This is a genomic window from Serratia sp. 4542, from assembly GCF_016805595.1.
Lineage (GTDB): Bacteria > Pseudomonadota > Gammaproteobacteria > Enterobacterales > Enterobacteriaceae > Serratia > Serratia nevei.
In genome coordinates, this window is sequence record NZ_RXKV01000002.1 from 35,005 (window position 1) to 59,225 (window position 24,221).

At 56.8% G+C, this 24,221-nt stretch carries 16 protein-coding genes and 3 pseudogenes; 5 read left to right on the plus strand and 14 right to left on the minus strand.

Going from position 1 to position 24,221, the window contains the following annotated elements; all coding sequences use genetic code 11:
* Nucleotides 1-70: 70 nt before the first annotated feature.
* Both uraA and upp read right to left on the minus strand, forming a co-directional pair.
* On the minus strand, nucleotides 71-1,360 hold the full coding sequence (uraA, locus tag EKL15_RS01290; protein WP_021504398.1) for a uracil permease: 1,290 nt from the start codon (nucleotides 1,358-1,360) through the stop codon (nucleotides 71-73).
* Nucleotides 1,361-1,436: 76 nt separating this feature from the next.
* The gene (gene upp, locus EKL15_RS01295; protein ID WP_004941642.1) at nucleotides 1,437-2,063 is read right to left on the minus strand and encodes a uracil phosphoribosyltransferase; all 627 of its coding nucleotides are present in this window, start codon (nucleotides 2,061-2,063) and stop codon (nucleotides 1,437-1,439) included.
* 255 nt (nucleotides 2,064-2,318) lie between these two features.
* Here upp and purM point away from each other — a divergent pair, with 255 nt between their 5' ends.
* The 4 genes from purM to EKL15_RS01315 all read left to right on the plus strand — a co-directional run bounded on the left by purM (nucleotide 2,319) and on the right by EKL15_RS01315 (nucleotide 5,076).
* Nucleotides 2,319-3,356, plus strand: coding sequence for a phosphoribosylformylglycinamidine cyclo-ligase (gene purM / locus EKL15_RS01300; protein ID WP_100396713.1), 1,038 nt, complete (start codon nucleotides 2,319-2,321; stop codon nucleotides 3,354-3,356).
* Nucleotides 3,356-3,994 (plus strand): phosphoribosylglycinamide formyltransferase, encoded by a 639-nt coding sequence (gene purN, locus EKL15_RS01305; protein WP_070913892.1) that lies wholly within the window; start codon nucleotides 3,356-3,358, stop codon nucleotides 3,992-3,994. The genes purM and purN overlap by 1 nt, the downstream gene beginning before the upstream one ends.
* Nucleotides 3,995-4,107: 113 nt before the next feature.
* Entirely contained in the window at nucleotides 4,108-4,659 is a 552-nt protein-coding gene (speG, locus tag EKL15_RS01310; RefSeq protein ID WP_004941631.1) for a spermidine N1-acetyltransferase, read from the plus strand.
* A 201-nt stretch (nucleotides 4,660-4,860) separates the two neighbouring features.
* Nucleotides 4,861-5,076: a hypothetical protein gene (locus tag EKL15_RS01315; RefSeq protein ID WP_060441164.1), complete on the plus strand. Its 216-nt coding sequence runs from the start codon at nucleotides 4,861-4,863 to the stop codon at nucleotides 5,074-5,076.
* A gap of 209 nt (nucleotides 5,077-5,285) precedes the next feature.
* Here the strand turns inward: EKL15_RS01315 and EKL15_RS24805 are convergent, their stop codons facing one another.
* The 12 genes and pseudogenes from EKL15_RS24805 to EKL15_RS01375 form a co-directional block, all read right to left on the minus strand.
* Nucleotides 5,286-5,660 carry a DUF596 domain-containing protein gene (locus EKL15_RS24805; protein WP_238423594.1) on the minus strand — a complete coding sequence of 125 codons (375 nt, stop codon included), beginning with the start codon at nucleotides 5,658-5,660 and terminating at the stop codon, nucleotides 5,286-5,288.
* A gap of 21 nt (nucleotides 5,661-5,681) precedes the next feature.
* Nucleotides 5,682-5,819, minus strand: a pseudogene (locus EKL15_RS24745) (DUF637 domain-containing protein); the annotation flags it as partial.
* A 143-nt stretch (nucleotides 5,820-5,962) separates the two neighbouring features.
* Nucleotides 5,963-6,337 carry an Imm2 family immunity protein gene (gene imm2, locus EKL15_RS01330; protein ID WP_087762659.1) on the minus strand — a complete coding sequence of 125 codons (375 nt, stop codon included), beginning with the start codon at nucleotides 6,335-6,337 and terminating at the stop codon, nucleotides 5,963-5,965.
* 53 nt (nucleotides 6,338-6,390) lie between these two features.
* Nucleotides 6,391-6,762: pseudogene (locus EKL15_RS01335) on the minus strand (DUF637 domain-containing protein); the annotation flags it as partial.
* Between the two features lie 165 nt (nucleotides 6,763-6,927).
* The gene (locus EKL15_RS01340) at nucleotides 6,928-7,311 is read right to left on the minus strand and encodes a hypothetical protein (protein ID WP_043140454.1); all 384 of its coding nucleotides are present in this window, start codon (nucleotides 7,309-7,311) and stop codon (nucleotides 6,928-6,930) included.
* Nucleotides 7,308-8,783, minus strand: a pseudogene (locus EKL15_RS24790) (DUF637 domain-containing protein); the annotation flags it as partial. The pseudogene EKL15_RS24790 and the gene EKL15_RS01340, both read right to left, overlap by 4 nt.
* Before the next feature lie 144 nt (nucleotides 8,784-8,927).
* On the minus strand, nucleotides 8,928-9,302 hold the full coding sequence (gene imm2, locus EKL15_RS01350; RefSeq protein ID WP_087763051.1) for an Imm2 family immunity protein: 375 nt from the start codon (nucleotides 9,300-9,302) through the stop codon (nucleotides 8,928-8,930).
* A 2-nt stretch (nucleotides 9,303-9,304) separates the two neighbouring features.
* Entirely contained in the window at nucleotides 9,305-15,184 is a 5,880-nt protein-coding gene (locus EKL15_RS01355; RefSeq protein ID WP_100396711.1) for a DUF637 domain-containing protein, read from the minus strand.
* Between the two features lie 60 nt (nucleotides 15,185-15,244).
* Complete coding sequence (locus tag EKL15_RS01360; RefSeq protein WP_203088679.1) at nucleotides 15,245-16,912, minus strand: ShlB/FhaC/HecB family hemolysin secretion/activation protein; 1,668 nt, start codon at nucleotides 16,910-16,912, stop codon at nucleotides 15,245-15,247.
* 190 nt (nucleotides 16,913-17,102) lie between these two features.
* Nucleotides 17,103-17,915: a phosphate ABC transporter ATP-binding protein PstB gene (pstB, locus tag EKL15_RS01365; protein ID WP_004941613.1), complete on the minus strand. Its 813-nt coding sequence runs from the start codon at nucleotides 17,913-17,915 to the stop codon at nucleotides 17,103-17,105.
* A 28-nt stretch (nucleotides 17,916-17,943) separates the two neighbouring features.
* Nucleotides 17,944-19,593, minus strand: a complete 1,650-nt coding sequence (gene pstA / locus EKL15_RS01370; RefSeq protein ID WP_060424845.1) for a phosphate ABC transporter permease PstA — start codon at nucleotides 19,591-19,593, stop codon at nucleotides 17,944-17,946.
* Complete coding sequence (locus EKL15_RS01375) at nucleotides 19,590-21,761, minus strand: ABC transporter permease subunit (protein ID WP_149571686.1); 2,172 nt, start codon at nucleotides 21,759-21,761, stop codon at nucleotides 19,590-19,592. Before EKL15_RS01375 ends, pstA begins: the two co-directional genes overlap by 4 nt.
* 396 nt (nucleotides 21,762-22,157) lie before the next feature.
* Between EKL15_RS01375 and ppk1 the strand changes: the two genes are divergently transcribed.
* Nucleotides 22,158-24,221, plus strand: a complete 2,064-nt coding sequence (gene ppk1, locus EKL15_RS01380) for a polyphosphate kinase 1 (protein ID WP_033648827.1) — start codon at nucleotides 22,158-22,160, stop codon at nucleotides 24,219-24,221.

Consider the following 24,221-nt stretch of genomic DNA (forward strand, 5'->3'; position numbering starts at 1 on the left):
CTACTTTATCCCAACGGATATAAATGCAGAAACACGAATAAAAAGGGCAGCCCCTGGGCTGCCCTTTTCGTTACTTCTGCTCCGCCGGTTCGTCCGGCGCGTCGAGCACCTCTTCTTCCTTGCGGAACAGGCTGATGACCTTGAACAGCAGGCTCAGGCCAATGCCGACGATGGTCGCCAGCGCCATGCCTTTCAGCTCTGCCGCGCCGATATGCACCTTGGCGCCGCTCACGCCGATGATCAGGATCACCGAGGTCAGAATCAGGTTTTGCGCTTTGTTGTAATCCACTTTGGACTCGATCAGCACGCGAATACCCGAGGCGCCGATCACGCCGTACAGCAGCAGGGAAACGCCGCCCATCACCGGCACCGGCACCGCCTGGATCGCCGCCGCCAGTTTACCGATGCAGGACAGCAGGATCGCCAGCACCGCCGCGCCGCCGATCACCCAGGTGCTGTAGACCTTGGTGATAGCCATCACGCCGATGTTCTCGCCGTAGGTGGTGTTCGGCGTGGAGCCGAAGAAGCCGGAGAACACCGTCGAAATGCCGTTGGCGAACATCGAACGGTGCAGCCCCGGATCGCGGATCAGGTCTTTTTTCACGATGTTGGCGGTCACCACCAGGTGGCCGACGTGCTCGGCGATCACCACCAGCGCCGCCGGCAGAATGGTGAAGATGGCGAACCACTCAAAGCGCGGGGTGTAGAAGGTTGGCAGCGCGAACCAGTGTGCCTCGCGGATCGGGGTCAAATCCACCACGCCCATGAAGAACGACAGCGCATAGCCCACCAGCACGCCGATCAGGATCGGGATAATTGCCAGGAAGCCGCGGAACAGCACCGAGCCGAGCACCGTGACCGCCAGCGTCACCAGCGAAATGGTGATGGTGGTCGAGTCGGCGCTGGTACCTTCCGCCGGCAGCAGCCCCGCCATGTTGGCCGCCACGCCCGCCAGTTCCAGCCCGATGACGGCGACGATCGCCCCCATCGCCGCCGGCGGGAACATCACGTCCAGCCAGCCGGTGCCGGCCTTTTTCACGATCAGCGCCACCAGGCAGAACAGCACGCCGCACATGATGAAACCGCCCAACGCCACTTCATAACCGAGCGGCAACAGCAGCAGCACCGGCGAGATAAACGCGAAGCTGGAACCGAGGTAGGCCGGGATCTTGCCTTTACAGATGAACAGATACAGCAGCGTGCCGATGCCGTTGAACAGCAGCACGGTCGCCGGGTTGATCTTGAACAGGATAGGCACCAGCACGGTGGCGCCGAACATGGCGAACAGGTGCTGGAAGCTGAGCGGAATGGTCTGGAGCAGCGGCGGGCGCTCGCTGACGCCGATGGCGCGACGGGTCATGTGTGCTTTTCCTCGGTTTATTGGTTTTATAGGTTTTAGTCAAAAAAAAGCCGACTCATTAAGTCGGCTCAAATGTTTACTTGGTACCAAATATCTTGTCGCCCGCATCGCCCAGGCCAGGCACGATGTAGCCCTTGTCGTTCAGGCATTGATCGATGGAGGCGGTGTACAGCTCAACGTCCGGGTGCGCTTTCTCCAGCGCGGCGATGCCTTCCGGCGCCGCCACCAGGACCAGCACCTTGATGCTGTGGCAGCCGGCTTTCTTCAGCAGATCGATAGTGGCGATCATCGAACCGCCGGTGGCCAGCATCGGGTCAACGACCAGCGCCATGCGCTCTTCGATGTTGGAAACCAGCTTCTGGAAGTACGGCACCGGCTCCAGGGTTTCTTCGTCGCGGTAAACGCCCACCACGCTGATGCGCGCGCTCGGCACGTGCTCCAGCACCCCTTCCATCATGCCCAGCCCTGCGCGCAGGATAGGCACTACGGTAATCTTTTTCCCTTTGATCTGATCCACTTCAACTGGCCCGCACCAGCCTTCGATGGTGACTTTTTCCGTCTCCAGATCGGCGGTCGCTTCATAGGTCAGTAAACTACCCACTTCTGAGGCCAGCTCACGGAAGCGTTTGGTGCTGATGTCATTTTCGCGCATCAGGCCAAGCTTGTGTTTTACCAGCGGGTGTTTCACCTCAACGATCTTCATCATTTTTCTCCTATTAAGGTGGTTGCGGCCAAAAAAATCGCGGGATTATACCTCCTTTTTTTCGCCGCGCCACCCACAATAGCCCGATCGGGATCAACAAAAGTTTGAATATCAGTATAGATGACGAAAAAGCAGAGCCGGTTCACAAGCCGCTCGCAAACGTTTGCCTGCGCTGTTAGAATTGCCGCGCCTTATTCCGGAATCAACATCGGAAGCACAGTTTTCAAACCGCAAACCGTCGTGGGGAATCGCGCAGTGACCGACAAAACCTCTCTCAGCTATAAAGACGCAGGTGTCGATATCGATGCAGGCAACGCATTGGTAGATCGCATCAAAGGTGTAGTTAAACAGACCCGTCGCCCGGAAGTGATGGGCGGTCTGGGCGGGTTTGGCGCCCTGTGTGCGTTGCCGCAGAAATACCGCGAGCCGGTGCTGGTTTCCGGTACCGACGGCGTGGGCACCAAGCTGCGTCTGGCGATGGATCTGAAACGCCACGACACCATCGGCATCGATCTGGTGGCGATGTGCGTCAACGATCTGGTGGTTCAGGGCGCCGAGCCGCTGTTCTTCCTCGACTATTACGCCACCGGCAAACTGGACGTAGACACCGCGGCCAGCGTGATCACCGGCATCGCCGAAGGCTGCAAACAGTCCGGCTGTGCGCTGGTGGGCGGCGAAACCGCTGAAATGCCGGGCATGTACCACGGCGAAGATTACGACGTGGCCGGTTTCTGCGTCGGCGTGGTCGAAAAATCCGAGATCATCGACGGCAGCAAAGTGCAGCCCGGCGACGCGCTGATCGCCCTGGGCGCTTCCGGCCCGCACTCCAACGGCTACTCGCTGGTGCGCAAAATCCTGGAAGTGAGCAACACCGATCCGACCGCCACCCAGCTGGAAGGCAAACCGCTGGCCGACCACCTGCTGGCGCCGACCAAGATTTACGTGAAGTCCGTGCTGGAGCTGATCGAGAAGGCGGACGTACACGCCATCGCTCACCTCACCGGCGGCGGCTTCTGGGAAAACATTCCACGCGTGCTGCCGGAAGGCATGCAGGCGGTGATCGACGAAGCAAGCTGGCAGTGGCCGGCAGTGTTCACCTGGCTGCAGCAGGCCGGCAACGTCAGCCGTCATGAAATGTACCGCACCTTCAACTGCGGCGTAGGCATGGTCATCGCCCTGCCGGAAGCCGAAGTGGAAGCGGCCATCGCGCTGCTGACCGCGGCAGGTGAAAAAGCGTGGAAAATCGGTAAACTGACCGCCTCTTCCGACGAACAACAAGTGGTCATCAACTGATGAAAAAGATCGTGGTGTTGGTCTCCGGCCAGGGGAGCAATCTCCAGGCGCTGATTGACGCCTGCCAGCAGGGCCGCATCGCCGCCGAGATCGTGGCGGTGTTCAGCAACAAGGCGCTGGCTTACGGCCTGCAACGCGCCGAGGCGGCGGGCATCGCCGCTCAGGCGCTGGATGCCAAGGCTTACGCCGATCGCGCGGCGTTCGACGCCGCGTTGGCGGACGCTATCGACCAGTACCAGCCCGATCTGGTGGTGCTGGCCGGCTACATGCGCATCCTCAGCCCGCAGTTCGTGCAGCGTTATGCCGGCCGCCTGCTGAACATCCACCCTTCCCTGCTGCCGAAATACCCGGGGCTGCATACTCACCGTCAGGCCATCGACAACGGCGACAGCGAACACGGCACCTCGGTGCACTTCGTGACCGAACAGCTCGACGGCGGCCCGGTGATTTTGCAGGCCAAGGTGCCGATTTTCGCTGACGACGAAGAGGATGACGTGGTTGAACGGGTGCAAACCCAGGAACACACGATCTATCCGCTGGTGGTGAGCTGGTTCGTCGACGGCCGCCTGGCAATGCGCGATGGCGCCGCCTGGCTGGACGGCGAGCGCCTGCCTGAGCAGGGTCACGCCGCCGACTGATGCGCGCAGCCTGAACCTTGCCTAAACGGCGCCCGCGCGGCGCCGTTTTTTTTCGCCTTCATCCATTCTGTGAAGTTATACTTTGCACAATTTCACGGCACAGAGGAGCCCACATGTCCAGCACTGCCAGCGTCAGGTTACGCCCATTGGAACGGGACGATCTGTCGTTCGTCCATCAGATGGACAACAACGCCAGCGTTATGCGCTATTGGTTTGAAGAACCCTACGAAGCCTTTGTCGAGCTTTCCGATCTCTACGACAAACACATCCACGATCAGAGCGAGCGCCGCTTTATCATCGAGCACGAAGGCGCCAAGGTCGGCCTGGTAGAGCTGGTGGAGATCGATCACATCCACCGCCGCGCAGAGTTCCAGATCATCATCGATCCCGCCCACCAGGGCAAAGGCTACGCCAGCACCGCCGCCCGCTTGGCAATGGACTACGGCTTCTCGGTGCTGAACCTGTACAAGCTGTACCTGATCGTCGACAAGGAGAACCCGAAAGCGATCCACATCTACAGCAAGCTGGGCTTCAACGTGGAAGGCGAGCTGATCGACGAGTTCTTCGTCAACGGCGAATACCGCACCGTGCTGCGCATGTGCATCTTCCAGCCGCAATACCTGGCGAAGTTCAAAACGCCCAATGATAAGCCGCTGGTGAAGTGACGATCGGCAAGAAAAAGAGAAAACCCGCGCAGGCGGGTTTTTTATTGGGAAATAAGTGGCTAGTATTAAGGCATGCTATTTTATCGCCAGGAAATAGCCTGATGAATACGGAAATAAATAATATTTCCCGAGATAATTAATCGAACAATAATTAATAGTGATAGTAAGAGTTACCCTCTGCCTCTACAAAGGAAAAATACCATGACAACCGTCTCAAACCTGCTGCTTTTTATCGGCCTGGCGATGCTCGCCATCGCCGCCGGCCTGAATACCTATAGCGGCTACGCGCCTGCAGATCCCAATAGCACCCCGCTGTTTTCCCCGCTCTGGTGGACGCGCTGGTTCCCGCTCTATGCCTCGGGGGCCGCGCTGCTGCTGGTGGGGGTGGTGCTGCGAATTTCGGGGCGGGAACGTTAAAAATCAAATTTCATCGTAGATATTACAGAGCAATATATGCGCCGTATTCATTATCAAAGCGAATATTTCTGCAATGTGTATGTATTGCAAACTGAATGATTTGAAAAAATCAATGTGTTATTTTTTGATTGCTGCGTAATAAAAAACCCGCTTTTGCGGGCTTTTTATAATCTGTTAACAGCTTATCATACTACAGATAGTATCAGTAACTACGTCCAATCTTGATAGCCGTCTTCATGAATCCAGACAAGACCACCAGGGCATTCCTCTTCATAGAACCAAATGTCTTCATTTCTTGTTTTCCATTCCTCTTCTGTCTTAGGGAATACAGCTTTGTAATGTGTTACCTGTTCTTCAATGTCTCCCTCAAGGAATTGGCCATGCTTACCTAACCTTACTCTCCCTTCAGCCATAAGGTGATGAATTAAGTCGAAAAAATAGTTTTTCTTTTCTTCGTAGGACAATGTGTTTCTATCAAAATTATCAGCTCTCATAGCTGACCATACGGTTCCAATGGAAGCGCCATCCAACTCTTCTCTAAACAGTTTGTATTGTTCATCGCTATACAACATGGTAGCCCTCATCGAAATTTGATTTAATTTTTTACCGCCATTAATGGCGGTATTCAGGCTGGAGCTGATGACCGATTTCCCGGCCACCCGCGGCGCCACCGTGCTCCAGTCACCGTTGCTCAGCTGCGGCAGTTTGACGTTGTTCGGGTTAAGCGGTTTGCCCGCCGCGTCCTATCGGCGTTTATATGGGATACAACATCAAGAGAAAACGGCTCCGAAGAGCCATTTCTGTGTGCGGGTTAGATCCAATCTTCATAGTCGCTGTCATGGATCCAGACGATAGACAAAACACATCAATCCACACGAGCATCCTTTTATTCAGGCTTATCGGTCAAGCCAAGCAATCGAAGATCGTTTAAAATTTCGTTTTTGTCATCTTCAGTTACATCCTTAAGCATTTCGAATAAATCATTTTCGGATAAAATTTTTAATATGATATCTGTGTGGAACTTTACTGTTTGATCACTACATCTACCAGCCATAAAGATGAGCGTCACTAGCTCAAGCATGAGGCATTCTATTGGTTCTTCAAACGAACCTTCTAATGACTCATACGCAAACGCCTGATCAGATGTAGCACAAACTGAATGATGACCATCACGTTTCAGTAGGTTAAGTATATTTCTGCAATAAGCGTAACTTGAATAGGCAAAGCTACTCCTTATTTCATCATAACTCATCACATTCATTGTTATTTACCTCTTCCTGGAATCAAACGCACCTGCCAACCTTCACTTCTGACCAGATTATCATTGATGATCACCCCAGCCAGCTCCGCCGCCAGCGCCCCTGCCGCCGCGCCTTTGGCATTGCCCTTGCCGATTTCTGCGGCCACGCCCGCCAGAACGGCATGACTTACGGCCCGGCCCGGTATATCGAGAACCTGACCGTTATCCCCGATCAGATTGGCGCCCTCGGCCTGAACCTGACTGCCGATGTTCGCCAGCAGCGCATTGGTCAGGTTGTCTTTGAAGCTGCCGCCGTTGATGGCGGTATTCAGGCTGAAGCTGATGACCGATTGCCCGGCCACCCGCTGCGCCACCTTGCTCCAGTCGCCGTTGCTCAGCTGCGGCAGTTTGACGTTGTTCGGGTTAAGCGGTTTGCCCGCCGCGTCCTATCGGCGTTTATATGGAATACAACATCAAGAGAAAACGGCTCCGAAGAACCGTTCGCATGGGCGTTAGATTTCCGTCAACCGTGGCCTATAGTGGTACTTTTTACCTTGGCTCATTTGCATGAGCAAAGCGTGCCTAACCTCAAACTGTTGGGAGCGGTGAGGTTACTCAGGCTTCTCAAGCAATCCAAGCAACTCCATATCATAAAGCAAATCGCTTTTTTCATCTTCGCCAATACCTTGAATTAGAGATTCAAGGTTTGTTTTTTCCAAAATGGAAGAAATTGAGTTTCGGTAATTATTCTCAACATCTTTTGGCCCTCTGCCGGCTATAAGGATGAGTGTAAACACTTTCAGCATTAACATTTCCACAGGCGATAACTGTGCATTTTCGTATTGATAAGATGCATACCCTATTTCTTCAATACCGTACTCCCAGGTCGTACCATTTTTATTAAAAGCATTAATGTGACTTCTACAACAGCTATAAAAGCAATCTAAATACTCAGCTCGCAATTCTTCATAAGTCATGCGTTCTTCATCCATCATTTCAATCTCCCAGGGATCAGCATTACGTCGTTATTGTCGAGAACCTCTACTTTTATTCCAGGGTATTTTTTCTCAAATTGTTCTACGACACCCAAGCAGCTATCACATGCAGCACGTTCAGTGAAAATGGTGACTCTCCCCTCAGCTGATACATTGTTACCTAACTTATCAGCCAGGTTGTCCAGAATTTTGTACTCTGAATCTGTATTCCTAGATATGAGGATACCATCAGAACTTTTAATGGTTTCATATTTAAAGTTTTGGTTTCCATCACCTATGAAACTTTTTTCTGCTTTAGCTATCCTGCTGTGTGCCGCAAGTGTTTTCGGCATACCAGGAACATCGATTTGTGCAACAGCTGCATTTCCTTTTTTTCGGATTTTTTCCGCAAATGGCGCCCTAGCATCCAGCACTTGCTGCCTGAACGCAGCCGCCTGTTGAACGGTCTTCTCATTGACCAGATACCCTTTCCAGGCGCTGGTTGGCCCTACCAGTTTGGATGACAGGTATTGGTTGCCGACGTTCGCTTTACCCATACCGGCAAATGTGCTGGCAATAGAGACCGCCATCACCGAGGCATTCACCCAGTCCGGCGACCAACCGGTCAACTTGCTGATTTGTTCTATCTGCTGGTTGCGAGCAAACAGCTGGCCGTCGGTTATCTGGTCGCCCAAATCATACGTGAATAACTTTTCGCTGTCATAACCGGCAAACGCCGGATAGTTGCCGAAACGCTGGCGCTCTTTTTGTACCCAGTAGTTGGCAATAAGGCCGTCTTCATCCCGCGTTGACGGATACTGATTCATCAGGGCTTCAAACTGCTTGCGCTCATCTGAGTTTAGCGCTTCCTGCGTGGTGCAGGCGACTTTTCGGCAGGATGCGGCCATCAGACGCGCTTCTTTTTCCTTGTCGCCCTTAGCCAACGCTTTAATGGCGTTGAGTTCTTCCTGGTGCAGCTGCCGATTGAAACGCTCGACAAACTCACCCGCATTTGCACCGCTGGTGGCGCCTGCGGCTTTGGCGGTTACGATGGCCCCTGCAAAGGCGCCCGCTACGCGGCTGATTTGAGCCTGACGCTCTTGCCAACCTTCACTTCTGACCAGATTATCATTGATGATCACCCCGGCCAGCTCCGCCGCCAGCGCCCCGGCCGCCGCGCCTTTGGCATTACCCTTGCCGATTTCTGCGGCCACGCCTGCCAGAACGGCATGACTTACGGCCCGGCCCGGTATATCGAGAACCTGACCGTTATCCCCAATCAGGTTGGCGCCCTCGGCCTGAACCTGGCTGCCGATATTCGCCAGCAGCGCATTGGTCAGGTTGTCCTTGAAGCTGCCGCCATTGATGGCGGTATTCAGGCTGGAGCTGATGACCGATTGCCCGGCCACCCGCTGCGCCACCTTGCTCCAGTCGCCGTTGCTCAGCTGCGGCAGTTTGACGTTGTTTGGGTTAAGCGGTTTGCCCGCCGCGTCCTATCGGCGTTTATATGGGATACAACATCAAGAGAAAACGGCTCCGAAGAACCGTTTTCTGTGCGTGGGTCAGGTCCAATCTTCATAGCCGCTATCATGGATCCAGACGATAGACAAAACACATCAATCCACACGAGCATCCTTTTATTCAGGCTTATCGATCAAGCTAAGCAATCGAAGATCGTTTAAAATTTCGTTTTTGTCATCTTCAGTTACATCCTTAAGCATTTCGAATAAATCATTTTCGGATAAAATTTTTAATATGATATCTGTGTGGAACTTTACTGTTTTATCACTACATCGACCAGCCATAAAGATGAGCGTCACTAGCTCAAGCATGAGGCATTCTATAGGTTCTTCAAACGAACCTTCTAATGACTCATACGCAAACGCCTGATCAGATGTATCACAAACCCCATGGTTATTCCCATCTTTCAATAGGTCAATTATCTCCCTGCAATAAACGTAACTTGAATGGGCAAAGCTACTTCTTATCTCATCATAACTCATCACGCTCATTGTTATTTACCTCTTCCCGGAATCAAACGCACTCCGTTATTGTCCAAAACGTCAATTTTCACCCCAGGGTACCTACTCTCGAATTGTTTAACAACGCCCAAGCAACTGTCGCAGGCAGGTTTTTCGGTAAAAATAGTAACAGAACCTTTAGCAGAATAATTACTTCCTAATTTATCAGCTAAGTTATCCAATATTTTATATTCAGAGTCTATACGTCTTGGTACTGGTCTACCATCATCAGTAAGCAAAGTCTCATATTTGAAATTTTCTTTTCCCTTTCCAACAAAACCTTTCCCTTCAACATTTATGAGATTGTGACCCGCAAGTGTTTTTGGCATTCCAGATATATCAATATTGGCCACGGCAACGTTGCCACCACGTTTCCAGTCTGATGGTAGACCAGCCCTCAGTTCTGTAACCTGGTTTTTGAATGCAGCCGCCTGCTGAACGGTCTTCTCATTGACCAGATACCCTTTCCAGGCGCTGGTTGGCCCTACCAGTTTGGATGACAGGTATTGGTTGCCGACGTTCGCTTTCCCCATACCGGCAAACGTACTGGCGATAGAGACCGCCATCACCGAGGCATTCACCCAGTCCGGCGACCAACCGGTCAACTTGCTGATTTGTTCTATCTGCTGGTTGCGAGCAAACAGCTGGCCGTCGGTTATCTGGTCGCCCAAATCATACGTGAATAACTTTTCGCTGTCATAGCCGGCAAACGCCGGATAGTTGCCGAAACGCTGGCGCTCTTTTTGTACCCAGTAGTTGGCAATAAGGCCGTCTTCATCCCGCGTTGACGGATACTGATTCATCAGGGCTTCAAACTGCTTGCGCTCATCTGAGTTTAGCGCTTCCTGCGTGGTGCAGGCGACTTTTCGGCAGGATGCGGCCATCAGACGCGCTTCTTTTTCCTTGTCGCCCTTAGCCAACGCTTTAATGGCGTTGAGTTCTTCCTGGTGCAGCTGCCGATTGAAACGCTCGACAAACTCACCCGCATTTGCACCGCTGGTGGCGCCTGCGGCTTTGGCGGTTACGATAGCCCCTGCAAAGGCGCCCGCTACGCGGCTGATTTGAGCCTGACGCTCTTGCCAACCTTCACTTCTGACCAGATTATCATTGATGATCACCCCGGCCAGCTCCGCCGCCAGCGCCCCTGCCGCTGCGCCTTTGGCATTGCCCTTACCGATTTCTGCGGCCACGCCCGCTAGAACGGCATGGCTTACGGCCCGGCCCGGTATATTGAGAACCTGACCGTTATCCCCGATCAGATTGGCGCCCTCGGCCTGAACCTGGCTGCCGATATTCGCCAGCAGCGCATTGGTCAGGTTGTCCTTGAAGCTGCCGCCGTTGATGGCGGTATTCAGGCTGGAGCTGATGACCGATTGCCCGGCCACCCGCTGCGCCACCTTGCTCCAGTCGCCGTTGCTCAGCTGCGGCAGTTTGACGTTGTTTGGGTTAAGCGGTTTGCCCGCCGCGTCCTTGCTCCAGCCCATCGCGCTGTCGAAACCGTTGAGCGCGCCGCCGATCGCCATCGCCGTGGCGGTCGCCTTGACGTTTTCATTGCTGCCCAGCGCCTGCAGGGTTTTCGACAAGTTGCCCTGGTTTTCCACCAGCGCCACCGCCGCCTGGGAGGCCAGCGAAGACATCCCGGCCGTGACCGCGCCGCTGGTTACCGCCCCGCCGCCCACGGCGCCGGAAACGCTGGAGGCCGCCGTGGCCGCCAGTGAACTGCCTGCGGTCACCGCCGCGGCCGCAATGGCGATCACCGCCGCCACCGCCGGGTTCAGGTGCTGGCTCTTGTAATCCCAGCTATCGTAAGCGTCTTTGACCTTGCTCCACTGCACGTCGTTGCGCTTGTTCAGATCTTTGACCCAGGTGGTGCCCGGCGTATTGCCCAGGGCGTCGATGGCGCTTTGCAGCGCCTGGCCGTTTTTCACCTTCACATCGGCGCTGACGCCCTTGGCGGCCTCTACGATCAAGGCGCCACCGGTATGAATGCTCGGCAGTACCCACTTATTGTCTTCGTACCCTTTGTTGGCCTGCTTGATAAAGAAGCCTTTCGAGTTGGTGACGGTCTGTTCGAAACTGGTGTTCTTCACTGCCCTGAAGTTGACCTGGCCATGGGTACTGGTCAGCCTCGCGTTTTTGCCGGCCTCAATCTTGCTGGCTTCGTAGGTGCTGTCGTCACGGCTCATCAGGGTGATGTTGCCGGCGGCGGTAAACTCAGTAACCTTGTTGGTCACGTCATGGCGGGTCTGTTTAACCTCGGTTTTCTTGCCCCACCATTTGCGCTTGGTTTCCTTTTTCTCGTAGTGGCTGGACTCTTCCATCGCCTGAGCGTAGAGATAGCCGCCCTTGGCGGCGATATCCATATTGCCGGCGCGCATAGCTTCAGCCTGGTTGTGGGCGTCGACCTGAGCTTTTTGTTTGGCCTCGTCAATGCCTTTGCTTTGGGCTTCCTGGCGCGCAGCGGTCAGCTGGTTTTGTGCCTCGTTTTTTGTTTTGTTGCCTTGATTAATTCGCTGCTCTGCCTGCGTGACATCATTTCGAGCAGCAGCCAGACTACTTCTTGCAGCACTAAGTTCTCCTTCGCGCTGTGCTACGAATTTATCCCAACTCCCTACTTCAGCAGACCAACCACTGCCATATTCGTGAGGTGGGTTATTACGCATAAACTCATCCCGCCTTTCCTCAGCATCTCTGACGGCAGCCTCTGCTTGCTGAACGAACGAAATTCTTTGCGTAACAATATGTTCAGCATTTGTTTTTGCCTGCAGTGCCTGATTAATTTGCTGCTGCGTATTTCGAAGCTGCTGCTCGGCAATGGCTATCCGACTTCCCCAATCCGTCACCGCTACCGGTGATTTCCAGTTCGCCCCTAATCCTTTAACCACCAGCTTGGTCGCCTGGAACAGAATGCTGCCGCCGGAAATCACCGTCATCAGGCCACCGGCATTCAGCTCGGTACCTTGCTGGGTGCGAGTTTCGGTAAATTCGTTGCCGCCCTCACGGTAAGTGTGGTTTTGCACCGCCTCGAAGCGCATATCGCTGCCGGAAGTCAGCGTCATGTTGGCGCCGGAGGTCAGCTTGGCGCCGTAAGTCAGCAGTTGGTTGTTCGCCGACGCGGTCAGGTTTTTCCCGGCGCTGAGGGCGGTGACCACATGGCGCTCGTCTTTGTTGTTGTCGTTGGCGGCATCGATAGCGGAATAGGCAACATTCGATAACCACATATTTTGTCCTGCCAACAGCGTGATGTTGCCGTTAGCGGAAAGCGCGCCGCCCTGGGTGCCAATGTCGCGGGCCGAGTTAATCAGTAAATTGCCGCCGGCGTGTACCCGGCTACCCAGTTCAGGCGTGCGAGAAGAGGGGAAAAAGCGACTAAATTTCCCCCCCAATTCACGATAGTTCAGATCGGCATTATGGCCGGCCAACAGCGTGACATCTTTGCCTGCTTTAATGTGCGTCCCGCGCAGCGCCAGATAACCGCCGCTGTTGAGCAGCACTGAACCACTGGCGTTCAACTGTCCGGCATTCAGCAGCTGGTTGAACTGCGTTTGTCGTTGTTCAGGAGATAAATTCTGCGTTAAGCGGTCGTTATCCAACGCCTCGTCATTTCTGACAATCGAAACCGTGCCGTTCGCTGTCATTGCAATATTTTGGCTTTGCGGCGCGAAGTGCGTGTTACGTAGATAAATACCTTGCCCGGCATTTAAGGTTAAGTCCCCGGCAGCATTCAATTGGCTCAGCCAGCGGGCACCATCGATTCCGAAATAGCGCGGGCTAGGTACAGTGTGCACTTTGACGTTGCCATTGCGGCTGGTCAAAGTGACATTATGTCCTTTCAGATAGCTTTGACGGGCATCCAGCTCATTCACTGCTGCAACGTTCAGACTCTTGCCGGCAGTCAGCTCAGCACCGTCGGTGTAAAACACATCGTCGGCAACCACAGTCAGGTCGTTACGCGCGTTTATTTTATCGGTACTGATGACGCGCCCCGCATGCAGCACAATATTGTGAGCTGCCAGCGAGTCAGGCCGCCCCGAAGCCACCACTTCACTAAGCTGATTTCCCGCCGGCGTCGGTGTACTGATTTCTATCTTATTTTTAAAATCCGCAGTGAGATTATTGCCGGCGGTAATCGATGATTGTTGCTGCCCCTTTGCTTGCCAGACAACAAGCTCCTGCTGCTTGGTATAAGGGGCTTTTTCCGTAACATACAGCAGATCCCAATCTCCGGGAGGCGCATCTTCGTCACGGGCAAACTCCCCAACGCCAAACGTGTTCGTTCCCAGGCGCCAGTACCGATCTTTCTGACCGAGTTGAATGCTCTTTACGGTAAAATCATTCCCCGTCAGGATCAGATCTTTGGCCGCGCTGATATTCGACTGATCGTTCCATAGCGTTGTCGCGTTGATATAAGCGTTGTTGCCTGAATTTATCACTCCCGGCGCCTGTGATTTCACCAGGAGATACTCGTCTTTCCCCACATTAACCTTGTCGCCTTTCGACAGGTTAATTTCGCCAAACCAACTGCCGATGCCAAAGTCCTTCAGTTCAGGTTCCAACAGCACAATAGCGTCAACACCTTGCCGCGAGTCGTAATAACTTCCCACCAAGGATTTATTGAACGCTTTGGAGTTACCGGGAGTACTTTTCCAAACGGCTTGAACCTCTTGCCTCACATTGTTCAAACTCTCCGTGCGTATCACCAAATCGCCACTGTTGGTCAGGATTTTCGCCGAACGGTTCTCGACGGATTTAGCCTTGTTGCCCTGCGCATCCTTTTGGATCCACATATTTTTATTTGCGTGCAGCTTGGCATTTTCCCCGGCGTTGCGGATATGGTCGCCAAAGATACGCATATCGCCACTGGTGCTGGTTTGCCCGTCATTCACCAGCGTCGTCGTCGCCAACGTGGCGTTGCCGTCCGCCTGCACGACAGCACCCCGCGTAATGTGCAATCCCTTGGCGCTGACATTGAGGTCACCTTTGCTGTGCGTGGTGCCGTTAAGCACCAGGTTACCGTTAACGCTCAGCGTAATATCCCGCTGTTTGCTGGTGAGGTCTTTCAGGTTCACCCCCACCCCATCCTCGTTGGCCACCAGGCGGATTTTGTTGGCGTACATGCCGCCCAGCGCTTTGGTATCCACCGCCAGTTGGGGCTTAGCGCCTTCACCGGCGATCGGTTTGATGCTGCCGTCCTTGAAGCTAATGCGGTTGGCGCCCTGGGTCAGCGACAGATTTTGCGCATTGATTTTGCCGTTCAGCTCGGTGGCGCGGCTGATGATATCGACATAGTCGGCGCCGCTGCCGTCCAGCCCTTTGCCGCCGATGGTGACGCCGCCTTTTTTCACCTCCAGCGCTTCCAGCGCGCCCTGCTTGTCGAACTGCGGTTTGCCGGTGGTTAACGTCACGCCCGGCGCGTTGATAAAGCCGCAGCCGTCGCAGGTGATGCCATTCGGGTTGGCGATCATCACGTTGGCCTTGTTGCCGAATACCTCGAGTTTGCCCTGAAGCTCGGAACGACTGCCGCCGATCACCTCGTTGATGATCAACTCCGCCGGCTTTCCCTTCAGGTAGGTGTTGCCCTGCGCGCTGTAGATTTCCACGCCCAGCTGCGTTTTGCCGCCGTGCGTGGCGTTATTCAATACGGCGCCCTGTGGCCCAACGTTGAAATCTTTATAGGTGTTGTGCGAGATGCCCGCACCGTTCGGCGTGGCGATATTCACCACCGGCACGTCGCCCGGCTTGATAACCACCTGCGTATTGCCGTTGGCAGCGGTAATGCCGGCGGCAAACGCCGGGTGCAACGGCTGGAAAGCCGTCAGGTAGATCAGCAAATAGCTGGCGCCCCGCGCCAACGGAGGGTTGAGCTTATCCATATTCATTCCTTCGAAAGGATGTTGTTTTGAACGCCGAGGCGCTCCTGCTGTGTGCTGGCGTTATAACGTGACGGTGGCTTGCCAGTAGGCCACCCAACGATCCGGTTGCAGGCTGTCTGGGTGCGTCAACGGTTTACCGACGGTGACCGCCTGATTGAACCAGCGGCCGCTTAGCGTGGCGCCCAGCGCCGCACCGACGACGCTACCGCCGTCTATCTGCCCGGCGCGCCCCCGCAGCCAGCCGGCGTCTAACGCGCCGGTCAAAGAGAGCGCCCCCAGCCCCGGCAAGGTCTGCCATTGCCAGTTGAGTTCATTGCGCCAGTAGGCGCCGCGATTGCCGGTCAGGTACTGCTCTTTAAAGCCACGCACCGAGTATTGCCCGCCGATGGAAATGCGCTCGCCGGCATACAGGTTGTCTGCGCTGGTTTGTGCGTAGGCCGAGGTCAGGTAGTAGAGAGAGGGGGCGAGCGGATAGAAATAGCTGGCGCTGAGACCAAGCTTGCGGAACTCGCTGCGCGGCGCTCCGTCGCGCTCCGGATCGTCGGCGGTAGCGCCCAGCATGCGCAGCCCGCGGCTTACCGTCGGGTTCAGCGTCATATAGCCGCCGCCCGCGACCGCACTGTAATTAAGGCCCAGGCTGGCGATGCTGAGCGTCGGGCTGCTGACGCCCAACCGTTCCCCCGCCAGCTTATTTTCCGTGGTGCGCCGCGCCAGCCCGATATCGACGGCCAGCTTACGTTTGCCATCCCGCAGCAACGTGCGGTTGGCGCCCAAACGCTGGGTCTGGTTATTGCCCTGATAGCGGTAAGTGGCACCGTTGAACGGCACCTGCTGGAAAAAATCGTTCCAGGCATACTGGTAGCTGAACAGCCAATAGCCATAGGGTAAGGTGACGCTGCCGTTCAGGCTGCGGCTGCGATGATGCGGGCTGAAATCGTTATTGCGCGCTGCAGAAAGCGACCATTGATCGGAGAGACGCAGCGGATTATCCAGCGAGAAGGCGGCGTTCATCTGCCCGGTGCCGGTGCTTCTCTGGCCGCTGTTATCGGCGCCGAAAGAGAAAGAGACCGGTGCGCGCGTGGCACCGCGCAGCAAAACCACTTTGGAAAAGCCGGGTTGCTCGCCAGGTTGAATATCGATAGTCACCTGTTGTGACGGCAGGCGATTGAGTTGCTCCATGCCCTGCTCAATATCGCGCAGATTCAATACGTCACCAACCAGACCGGGAAACGCCATCTTCAACGCCAGCGTCTGCTCGCCGCCCTGCGTGATGGACTCGATTCGCCCTTCGCTGGCGCTGACGGTCAACACGCCGCGGGAGATATCCTGCTCCTGCAGCCAGGCCTGCGAAGTGACATAGCCGCGTTGCAGATAAGCATTGGTGGTTTCGCGCACCAGACGGTTGATGTGTTCCAGCGTCAGGCAGCGCCCCTGATACGGGCGGGCCAGGCTTTCTTTTACCGACCAGGAAAGATGTTCGGCGCCCTGAAAAACGATCTGCCGCACCGGTTGGCAAACCGCCCCTGCAGTGGCCGGCTCAGGCAGCGGTAGCGCCGGTAGTTCAACGTTATTTTGCAGCGCCTCGCGTTGCTGCTGCGCCTGTTCCAGCAACGATTTCTGCTGTTGGGTAATGCTGTCGCGATCGGCAGGGCTGGTGATTTCCGCGCACCACGCCGAGCTGCAAAACGCTAATAATAGCGACCAGGCGCCAAGCCTCCATGCACACATTCAAACACATCCATTTACACTGATTTACACAGATTGGCGAATTATAAACAATTCGCTGGCTCCGTCCATGCAAATGAGAATTATTTTTATTAATGTAGCCAGTGAAAAGACGTGCTTGCCGTGTTAGCGAGAATAATCGGAGGAAACACAAAAACGGGAAAAGGGGCGCCGTATGCAACGCCCCCAGAACTCAACCATACCGCCCGGTAATATAATCCTCGGTGCGACGCTGGCGCGGCGAGGTGAAGATGGCGTCGGTGTCGTTATACTCCACCAGCCGGCCCTGATGAATAAAGGCGGTGTAGTCGGAGACTCGCGCCGCCTGCTGCATGTTGTGCGTCACCAGCACCACGCTGTAACGCTGTTTCAGCGCGGAAATCAGCTCTTCGATGGTCAGCGTGGAGATCGGATCCAGCGCCGAGGTCGGCTCGTCGAGCAGCAATACCTCCGGCTCGATGGCGATGGCGCGCGCGATCACCAGGCGCTGCTGCTGGCCGCTGGACAAGCGGAACGCATTTTCGCGCAGCCGATCCTTCACCTCATGCCACAGCGCGGCGGCGCGCAGCGAACGCTCCACCGCCTCATCCAGCAAGCGCCGGTCGCGCACGCCCTGCAGCCGGAGGCCGTACACCACGTTTTCATAGATCGATTTCGGGAACGGGTTCGGCCGCTGGAACACCATGCCCACCCGCCGCCGCAGCGCCGCCACGTCGATCTGCGCGCCGGAGATCGCCGCGCCGTTCAGCTGCAGCTCGCCCTCGATACGGCAGTTGTCCACCAGATCGTTCATGCGGTTGAAACAGCGCAGCAGCGTCGATTTACCGCAGCCCGAGGGACCGATCAGGGCCGTCACCCGGTGCTTCGGGATACGCAGCGAAATATCGTGCAGCACCTGTTTATCGCCATAAAACAGGTTCAGGCCGTTGACCGCCAGCGCGGTCTGTTCATCGTCGAGATGCTGGACATCCAGCCGGGGCAAACTGCCTGGCGTCATCAAACCCATTACGCACTCCCCAAAAATAGCGTCATTGTTACTGCGACCATGCTCGGTACCGCTCCCTCAACGAATGGCGGATACCCATCGCCGCCAGATTCAAACTCACCACGATCGTCACCAGCAGGAAGGCGGTGGCGAACACCAGCGGCCGCGCCGCCTCTACGCTCGGGCTCTGGAATGCCATATCGTAGATCTGGAAGCTCAAATGCATAAACTTCCGCTCCAGGTGCAGATACGGGAAAATCTCGTCCACCGGCAGCACCGGCACCGATTTCACTACCCCCACCAGCATCAGCGGCGCGGTCTCCCCGGCGGCGCGCGCCACCGCCAGAATCAGGCCGGTCATCATCGCCGGCGCCGCCATCGGCAGCACGATGCGCCACAGCGTCTCGGCCCGGCTGGCACCCAGCGCCATCGAGCCCTGCCGCAGCGAGGTGGGAATGCGCGACAACCCCTCCTCGGTGGCGACGATCACCACCGGCAGCGTCAGCAGCGCCAGCGTCAGCGCCGCCCACAGCACGCCGGGCGTGCCGAAGGTCGGGTTGGGCAAGGATTCAGGATAGAACAGCTGGTCGAGCGTGCCGCCTATCATATAAACGAAAAAGCCGAGGCCGAAGACGCCATAGACGATCGAGGGCACGCCGGCCAGGTTGACCACCGCAATGCGGATCACCCGCGTCAGCAGATTGTTGCCGGCATACTCGTGCAGATATACCGCCGCGATCACGCCAAACGGCATCACCACGATCGACATCAGGATCACCATCAACACCGTGCCGAAAATGGCCGGGAACACCCCGCCTTCGGTATTCGCTTCGCGCGGGCTGTCGGTGAGGAACTTCTTCACCTGCTCGCCCCAGTGCGCCAGCTTCTCGGTGGTGTTCATGGCGTTCGGGTACCAGGCATCGCGCACCTGGCTGAGCGGAATGGTCAACGTCTGGCCGTGCATGTCGCGCAGCAGCAGCGCATCGCGCTGGCGATCGCGGTTCAGCCCCGTCAGGCGTTCGGACAGCAGCTGGTATTGCCGCTGTAACTCCAGCCGCTCGGCCTTGATGGCGTCCTGCGCACGGGCGTCCAGCTTATCGTCGCGCTGCAGGCGCTTTTCCCTCAGCCGCAGCGCGTCAAACTGCTGATTGATGCGCGCCATATCGCGGAATTGAATATCGTGCGCCTGGCGCGAGAGCGCGGCGATTTGCGGCAGCCGCTGCTGCAACGCCTGCCCCAGATTGCGGCCGGTCAGCGGTTGCCCATCCTCCAGCAGCCCCGCCAGATAGCCGTAGGCGGTACCGTGGCTGTCGCGCTCCAGCACCAGCAGGCCGCGCGGCGTGCTTTGGCTGCGAATGTCGCTGGCCAGCAGCGTGCGGAAGTCCTGCCCCTCGCGCTCGCGGTTGCCGACCTTGATCAGATAGCGTTCGACGCTTTGCGCCTCGCCCGGCGGCGCCACGCCCGCTTCCGTCAGCTGGCGGCGCGAAATGCTTTGCTGCTGGTACAGCTCGCCGATCACCGTCACCGGCCCGGCGCCGTTCTGATTCAGCTCAAACTGATAAACCGGGCTCGGCCAGAAATAGCGCATCCCTTGCCCGGCCAGCAGCAACAGAATGCCGATCAGCGCCAACAGGCTGACGGCCACCGAACCGGCGGTCAGCCATATCCACGGCGACCCGCTCTTCACCCAGTTCTTCATGGCGCCTCCTGATTCGGCGTGTAGCGCTTGCGCAGCCGCAGGCGCACCGCCTCCGCCAACGTGTTGAACACGAAGGTGAAGACAAACAGCACCAGCGCGGTCAGGAACAGCACGCGGTAATGGCTGCTGCCGGAGACCGCCTCCGGCATTTCAATGGCGATATTGGCCGCCAACGCCCGCAGCCCCTGGAACAGGCTGCCGTCGATAATCGGCGTATTGCCGGTGGCCATCAGCACGATCATGGTTTCCCCCACCGCGCGGCCAAAGCCGATCATCAGCGCGGAGAAAATACCGGCGCTGGCGGAAGGCAGCACCACTTTGATCACCGTCTGCCATTGGGTGGCGCCCAGCGCCAAAGAGCCCTGGCTCAGGGTGGCCGGCACGCTGAACAGCGCGTCCTCCGCCAGCGAGAAGATGATCGGCACCAGCGCGAAGCCCATCGCCACGCCCACCACCAGCGCATTGCGCTGGTCGTAATTATCCCCCAGCCAGAAATGCAGCGGCTCACCGAACAGCGCCACCTCCAGCCGCGGCCCCAGGCTGAGCGCCAGCCACACCGTCAACGCCAGCAGCGGCAACAGCAACAGCAGATCGACGCCCGGCCGGCAACGCGGCATAAAGCGATGGGTCAACGCGCCGCACAGCAGCACCGCCGCCGCCAGCAGCAGCGGCAACGCCAGCACCGCCAACAGATACTGCTCGATGATCGGCGCCAGCCAAATGCCGGCCACCAGCCCGATCACCACCGTCGGCAGCGCGCCCATCACTTCGATAGCCGGTTTGATCACCCGCCGCAGCCCCGGCGTCATAAAGTAAGCGGTATAGATGGCGCCGGCCAGCGCCAGGGGAATGGCGAACAGCATCGCGTAAGCCGCCGCCTTGAAGGTGCCGAAGATCACCGGCATCAGGCTGAATTTGGGTTGGTAACTGTCTTCGCCGGAGGTGGACTGCCAAACATAGGCCGGCTGCGGGTAGTTCTCATACCACACCTTGCCCCACAGCGAACGCCAGGTAACGTCCGGATACGGGTTGTCGAGCGCATAGCGCTGCCAGCCCTGCGCGCTCTCCAGCAGCAGGCCATCGCCGCGCGGCGCAAACGCCATCTGCTGCACCTCGGCGCCCAAACGGGTATTCAGCAGCGGCTGCGGTTGAATGGTGGAGAACAGCGAGAAGCCGCCATCGGGCCGCAGGGTGGCGAACACCCGGCGATAGGGCTCAGCCACCGTCAGCTCCTGCCCGTCGGCGCCATGGTCGAAATGCTGCACCGGCGTCAGGCGCCAGCGCTGCTCTTTTTCTACTTCGAACCACTCGCGCAGATTGCCGTCGGCGCCCTTGATCAACAGCGCGCTGCCGCCGGGCAGCGCCGTCATCTGATACGGAGCATGTTCGCCAAGGGTACGCGTTTCACGCAGCTGCAGCTGCGCGCCGTCGATCTGATAACGCGCCAGCCGGTTGCCGGTCAGCAGGTAAAGCTGGCGGCCATCCGGCGTCAGCACCAGTTGTTCTGCATCCTGTTCCAGCGGCCGCTCGCTGAACTGCGGCGGCCGGTCAGGGCTGAAACGGCCGAACACCAGCCGCCGATCGTCGGTCACCCCAGCCAGCAGATACTGCCCGCGATGGGCATCCGCCAGCGACAGCCGTTTCAGCGGCTTGCGCTGCGGATCCAGCGCCAACGGCTGCTGCCCGAGCGGGAACAGCCACTGCGGCCGGCCGTTTTCCGCCGTCGCGAAATCCGCGCGCGTCACCACTAACCGGCCGTCGGCCTGCGCCAGCGCAAACAGATCGCGCTCTCCGGCGGCCTGGGCAAGCAGCGCCGGTTTGGCCAGCAGCGTCTGCTGCGCCAGCGGCGCCTGGGGCTGGCCGTTCGGTGCCGGCGTCAGGCGATAAAACTGCCCCGCGCCCTGCGCGTCGATGCGGTAACCGACGCGCTGCTGCACGTCCATGCCCAGCGCCAGCACCGGGGCCGACGCCGCGATCGGCAGTGGCTGCGCCTGGCCGAGCGAGGCCGGTTTGAACAGCGGCAGCACGGCAAACAGCAAATAGACGAAGATCAGCATCAACGTCATCAGCACCATCAGCCCGCTGGCGGTTACTGCCGCCTGCACGCCGCGGTCGATGCGCCCGCGCATGCGATCTCGGGGATGTTGATTGGCCGTCGTCTGTGTCATGTGTCTCGCTGTCGCTGATGTAATCGGGCTTGCGCCGTAAGATAACCGGGCATCTTATGTCAGTTTTATGACGTTTGCATGACAAAGTTACCCGCCACACTACAGGTTTTTTACACTGCAAACAGACAATATGGCGTTGATATATTGCTGAAAAATGAACGTAAATACGCTTAATATCACCAAGAATAAGCCTGCTAACCTTCATTTCATGCTGCTCATTCCACCCCCCTGCGCCCTGCATCGGCGAAAATTTACTGCCGCCAAAAAACGCCGCGCGCCAACGCAATGGATATGTTGGACTTTCCTGTCAATCTCTCGCAATAATGATGAAGGACACTAGAGCGGCATCCGGGCGCTGCGTCCCGGATCCTATTCTAAATTTGAACTGGAGTGGCAATGGGTCAGGAAAAGCTCTACATCGAAAAAGAACTAAGCTGGTTATCCTTTAATGAACGCGTGTTGCAGGAAGCCGCAGATAAGAGCAATCCCCTGATTGAACGTATGCGTTTTCTGGGCATTTACTCCAACAACCTCGACGAGTTCTATAAAGTCCGCTTCGCCGATCTCAAACGGCGCATCCTGATCAGCGAAGAGCAAGGCTCCGCCGGCGCCTCGCGCCACCTGCTGAAAAAGATCCAGGCCAAGGTGCTGAAAACCGATCAGGAGTTCGACGGCCTGTACAACGATCTGCTGCTGGAAATGGCGCGCAATCAGATCTTCCTGATCAACGAACGCCAGGTGTCCGAGAACCAGCAAATCTGGCTGCGGCAATATTTCAAACAGCATCTGCGCCAGCACATCACGCCGATCCTGATCAACCACGACACCAACCTGGTGCAGTTCCTGAAAGACGATTACACCTACCTGGCGGTGGAGATCATTCGCGGCGCGCGCATCGACTATGCGCTGCTGGAGATCCCGTCCGACAAGGTGCCGCGCTTCGTCAATCTGCCGCCGGAAGCGCCGCGCCGCCGTAAGCCGATGATCCTGCTGGACAACATTCTGCGCTACTGCCTGGACGATATCTTCAAGGGCTTCTTCGACTACGACGCACTCAACGCCTACTCGATGAAAATGACCCGCGACGCGGAGTACGATCTGGTCACCGAAATGGAATCCAGCCTGCTGGAACTGATGTCCTCCAGCCTGAAACAGCGCCTGACCGCCGAGCCGGTGCGCTTCGTGTATCAGCGCGACATGCCGAACGAAATGGTGGAGCTGCTGCGGGGCAAGCTGGGCATCTCCAACTACGATTCGGTGATCGCCGGCGGCCGCTACCACAATTTCAAAGATTTCATCAGTTTCCCGAACGTCGGCAAGGCCAACCTGGTCAACAAGCCGCTGCCGCGTCTGCGCCACATCTGGTTCGACGGTTTCCGCAACGGCTTCGACGCCATTCGCGAAAAAGATGTGCTGCTCTACTACCCGTACCACACCTTCGAGCACGTGCTGGAGCTGCTGCGCCAGGCGTCGTTCGATCCGAGCGTGTTGGCTATCAAGATCAACATCTACCGGGTGGCGAAAGATTCGCGCATCATCGAATCGATGATCCACGCCGCGCACAACGGCAAAAAGGTCACGGTGGTGGTCGAGCTGCAGGCGCGCTTCGACGAAGAGGCCAACATTCACTGGGCGAAGCGCCTGACCGAAGCCGGCGTACACGTGATCTTCTCGGCGCCGGGCCTGAAAATCCACGCCAAGCTGTTCCTGATTTCGCGCCGTGAAGGTGATGAAATTGTGCGCTATGCTCATATCGGTACCGGCAACTTTAACGAAAAAACCGCGCGCATCTACACCGACTATTCGCTGTTGACCGCCGACTCACGCATCACCAACGAGGTACGCCGGGTATTCAACTTTATCGAGAACCCCTACCGGCCTGTCACCTTCGACAACCTGATGGTGTCGCCGCAGAACTCGCGCCTGAAACTGTATGAGCTGATTGACAACGAAATCGCCAACGCCCAGGCCGGGGAACAGGCCGGCATTATGTTGAAAATAAATAATCTGGTGGATAAAGGGCTGGTAGATCGGTTATATACCGCGTCCGGCGCCGGCGTGAAGATCCGCCTGCTGGTGCGGGGCATGTGTTCCCTGATTCCCAACCTGCCGGGGATCAGCGACAATATTCAGGTGATCAGCATCGTCGATCGCTTTTTGGAACACGATCGGGTGTACGTTTTCGACAATAAAGGTGACAAACGGGTATATCTGTCCTCCGCCGACTGGATGACCCGCAACATAGATTACCGTATCGAAGTGGCGGTATCGCTGCTGGATCCGGCGCTGAAACAGCGCGTTCTGGACATCCTGGAGATCCTGTTCAGCGATACGGTCAAGGCCCGTTATGTGGATAAAGAACTGAGCAACCAGTACGTGCCGCGCGGCAACCGCCGCAAAGTGCGTGCCCAGGTGGCTATTTACGAGTATTTAAAAGCTCTGGAACAACCAGGACAGTAG

Excerpts from the sequence above, each read along its gene's own strand:
- EKL15_RS01315 (WP_060441164.1), top strand. The coding sequence starts at position 4,861 with ATGACAACCGTCTCAAACCTGCTGCTTTTTATCGGCCTGGCGATGCTC.
- imm2 (WP_087763051.1), bottom strand. The coding sequence starts at position 9,302 with ATGAGCGTGATGAGTTATGATGAGATAAGAAGTAGCTTTGCCCATTCA.
- EKL15_RS24805 (WP_238423594.1), bottom strand. The coding sequence starts at position 5,660 with ATGAGGGCTACCATGTTGTATAGCGATGAACAATACAAACTGTTTAGA.
- EKL15_RS01355 (WP_100396711.1), bottom strand. The coding sequence starts at position 15,184 with ATGGATAAGCTCAACCCTCCGTTGGCGCGGGGCGCCAGCTATTTGCTG.
- EKL15_RS01360 (WP_203088679.1), bottom strand. The coding sequence starts at position 16,912 with ATGTGTGCATGGAGGCTTGGCGCCTGGTCGCTATTATTAGCGTTTTGC.
- uraA (WP_021504398.1), bottom strand. The coding sequence starts at position 1,360 with ATGACCCGTCGCGCCATCGGCGTCAGCGAGCGCCCGCCGCTGCTCCAG.
- pstB (WP_004941613.1), bottom strand. The coding sequence starts at position 17,915 with ATGGGTTTGATGACGCCAGGCAGTTTGCCCCGGCTGGATGTCCAGCAT.
- purN (WP_070913892.1), top strand. The coding sequence starts at position 3,356 with ATGAAAAAGATCGTGGTGTTGGTCTCCGGCCAGGGGAGCAATCTCCAG.
- EKL15_RS01340 (WP_043140454.1), bottom strand. The coding sequence starts at position 7,311 with ATGATGGATGAAGAACGCATGACTTATGAAGAATTGCGAGCTGAGTAT.
- imm2 (WP_087762659.1), bottom strand. The coding sequence starts at position 6,337 with ATGAATGTGATGAGTTATGATGAAATAAGGAGTAGCTTTGCCTATTCA.
- ppk1 (WP_033648827.1), top strand. The coding sequence starts at position 22,158 with ATGGGTCAGGAAAAGCTCTACATCGAAAAAGAACTAAGCTGGTTATCC.
- EKL15_RS01375 (WP_149571686.1), bottom strand. The coding sequence starts at position 21,761 with ATGACACAGACGACGGCCAATCAACATCCCCGAGATCGCATGCGCGGG.
- speG (WP_004941631.1), top strand. The coding sequence starts at position 4,108 with ATGTCCAGCACTGCCAGCGTCAGGTTACGCCCATTGGAACGGGACGAT.
- pstA (WP_060424845.1), bottom strand. The coding sequence starts at position 19,593 with ATGAAGAACTGGGTGAAGAGCGGGTCGCCGTGGATATGGCTGACCGCC.
- upp (WP_004941642.1), bottom strand. The coding sequence starts at position 2,063 with ATGAAGATCGTTGAGGTGAAACACCCGCTGGTAAAACACAAGCTTGGC.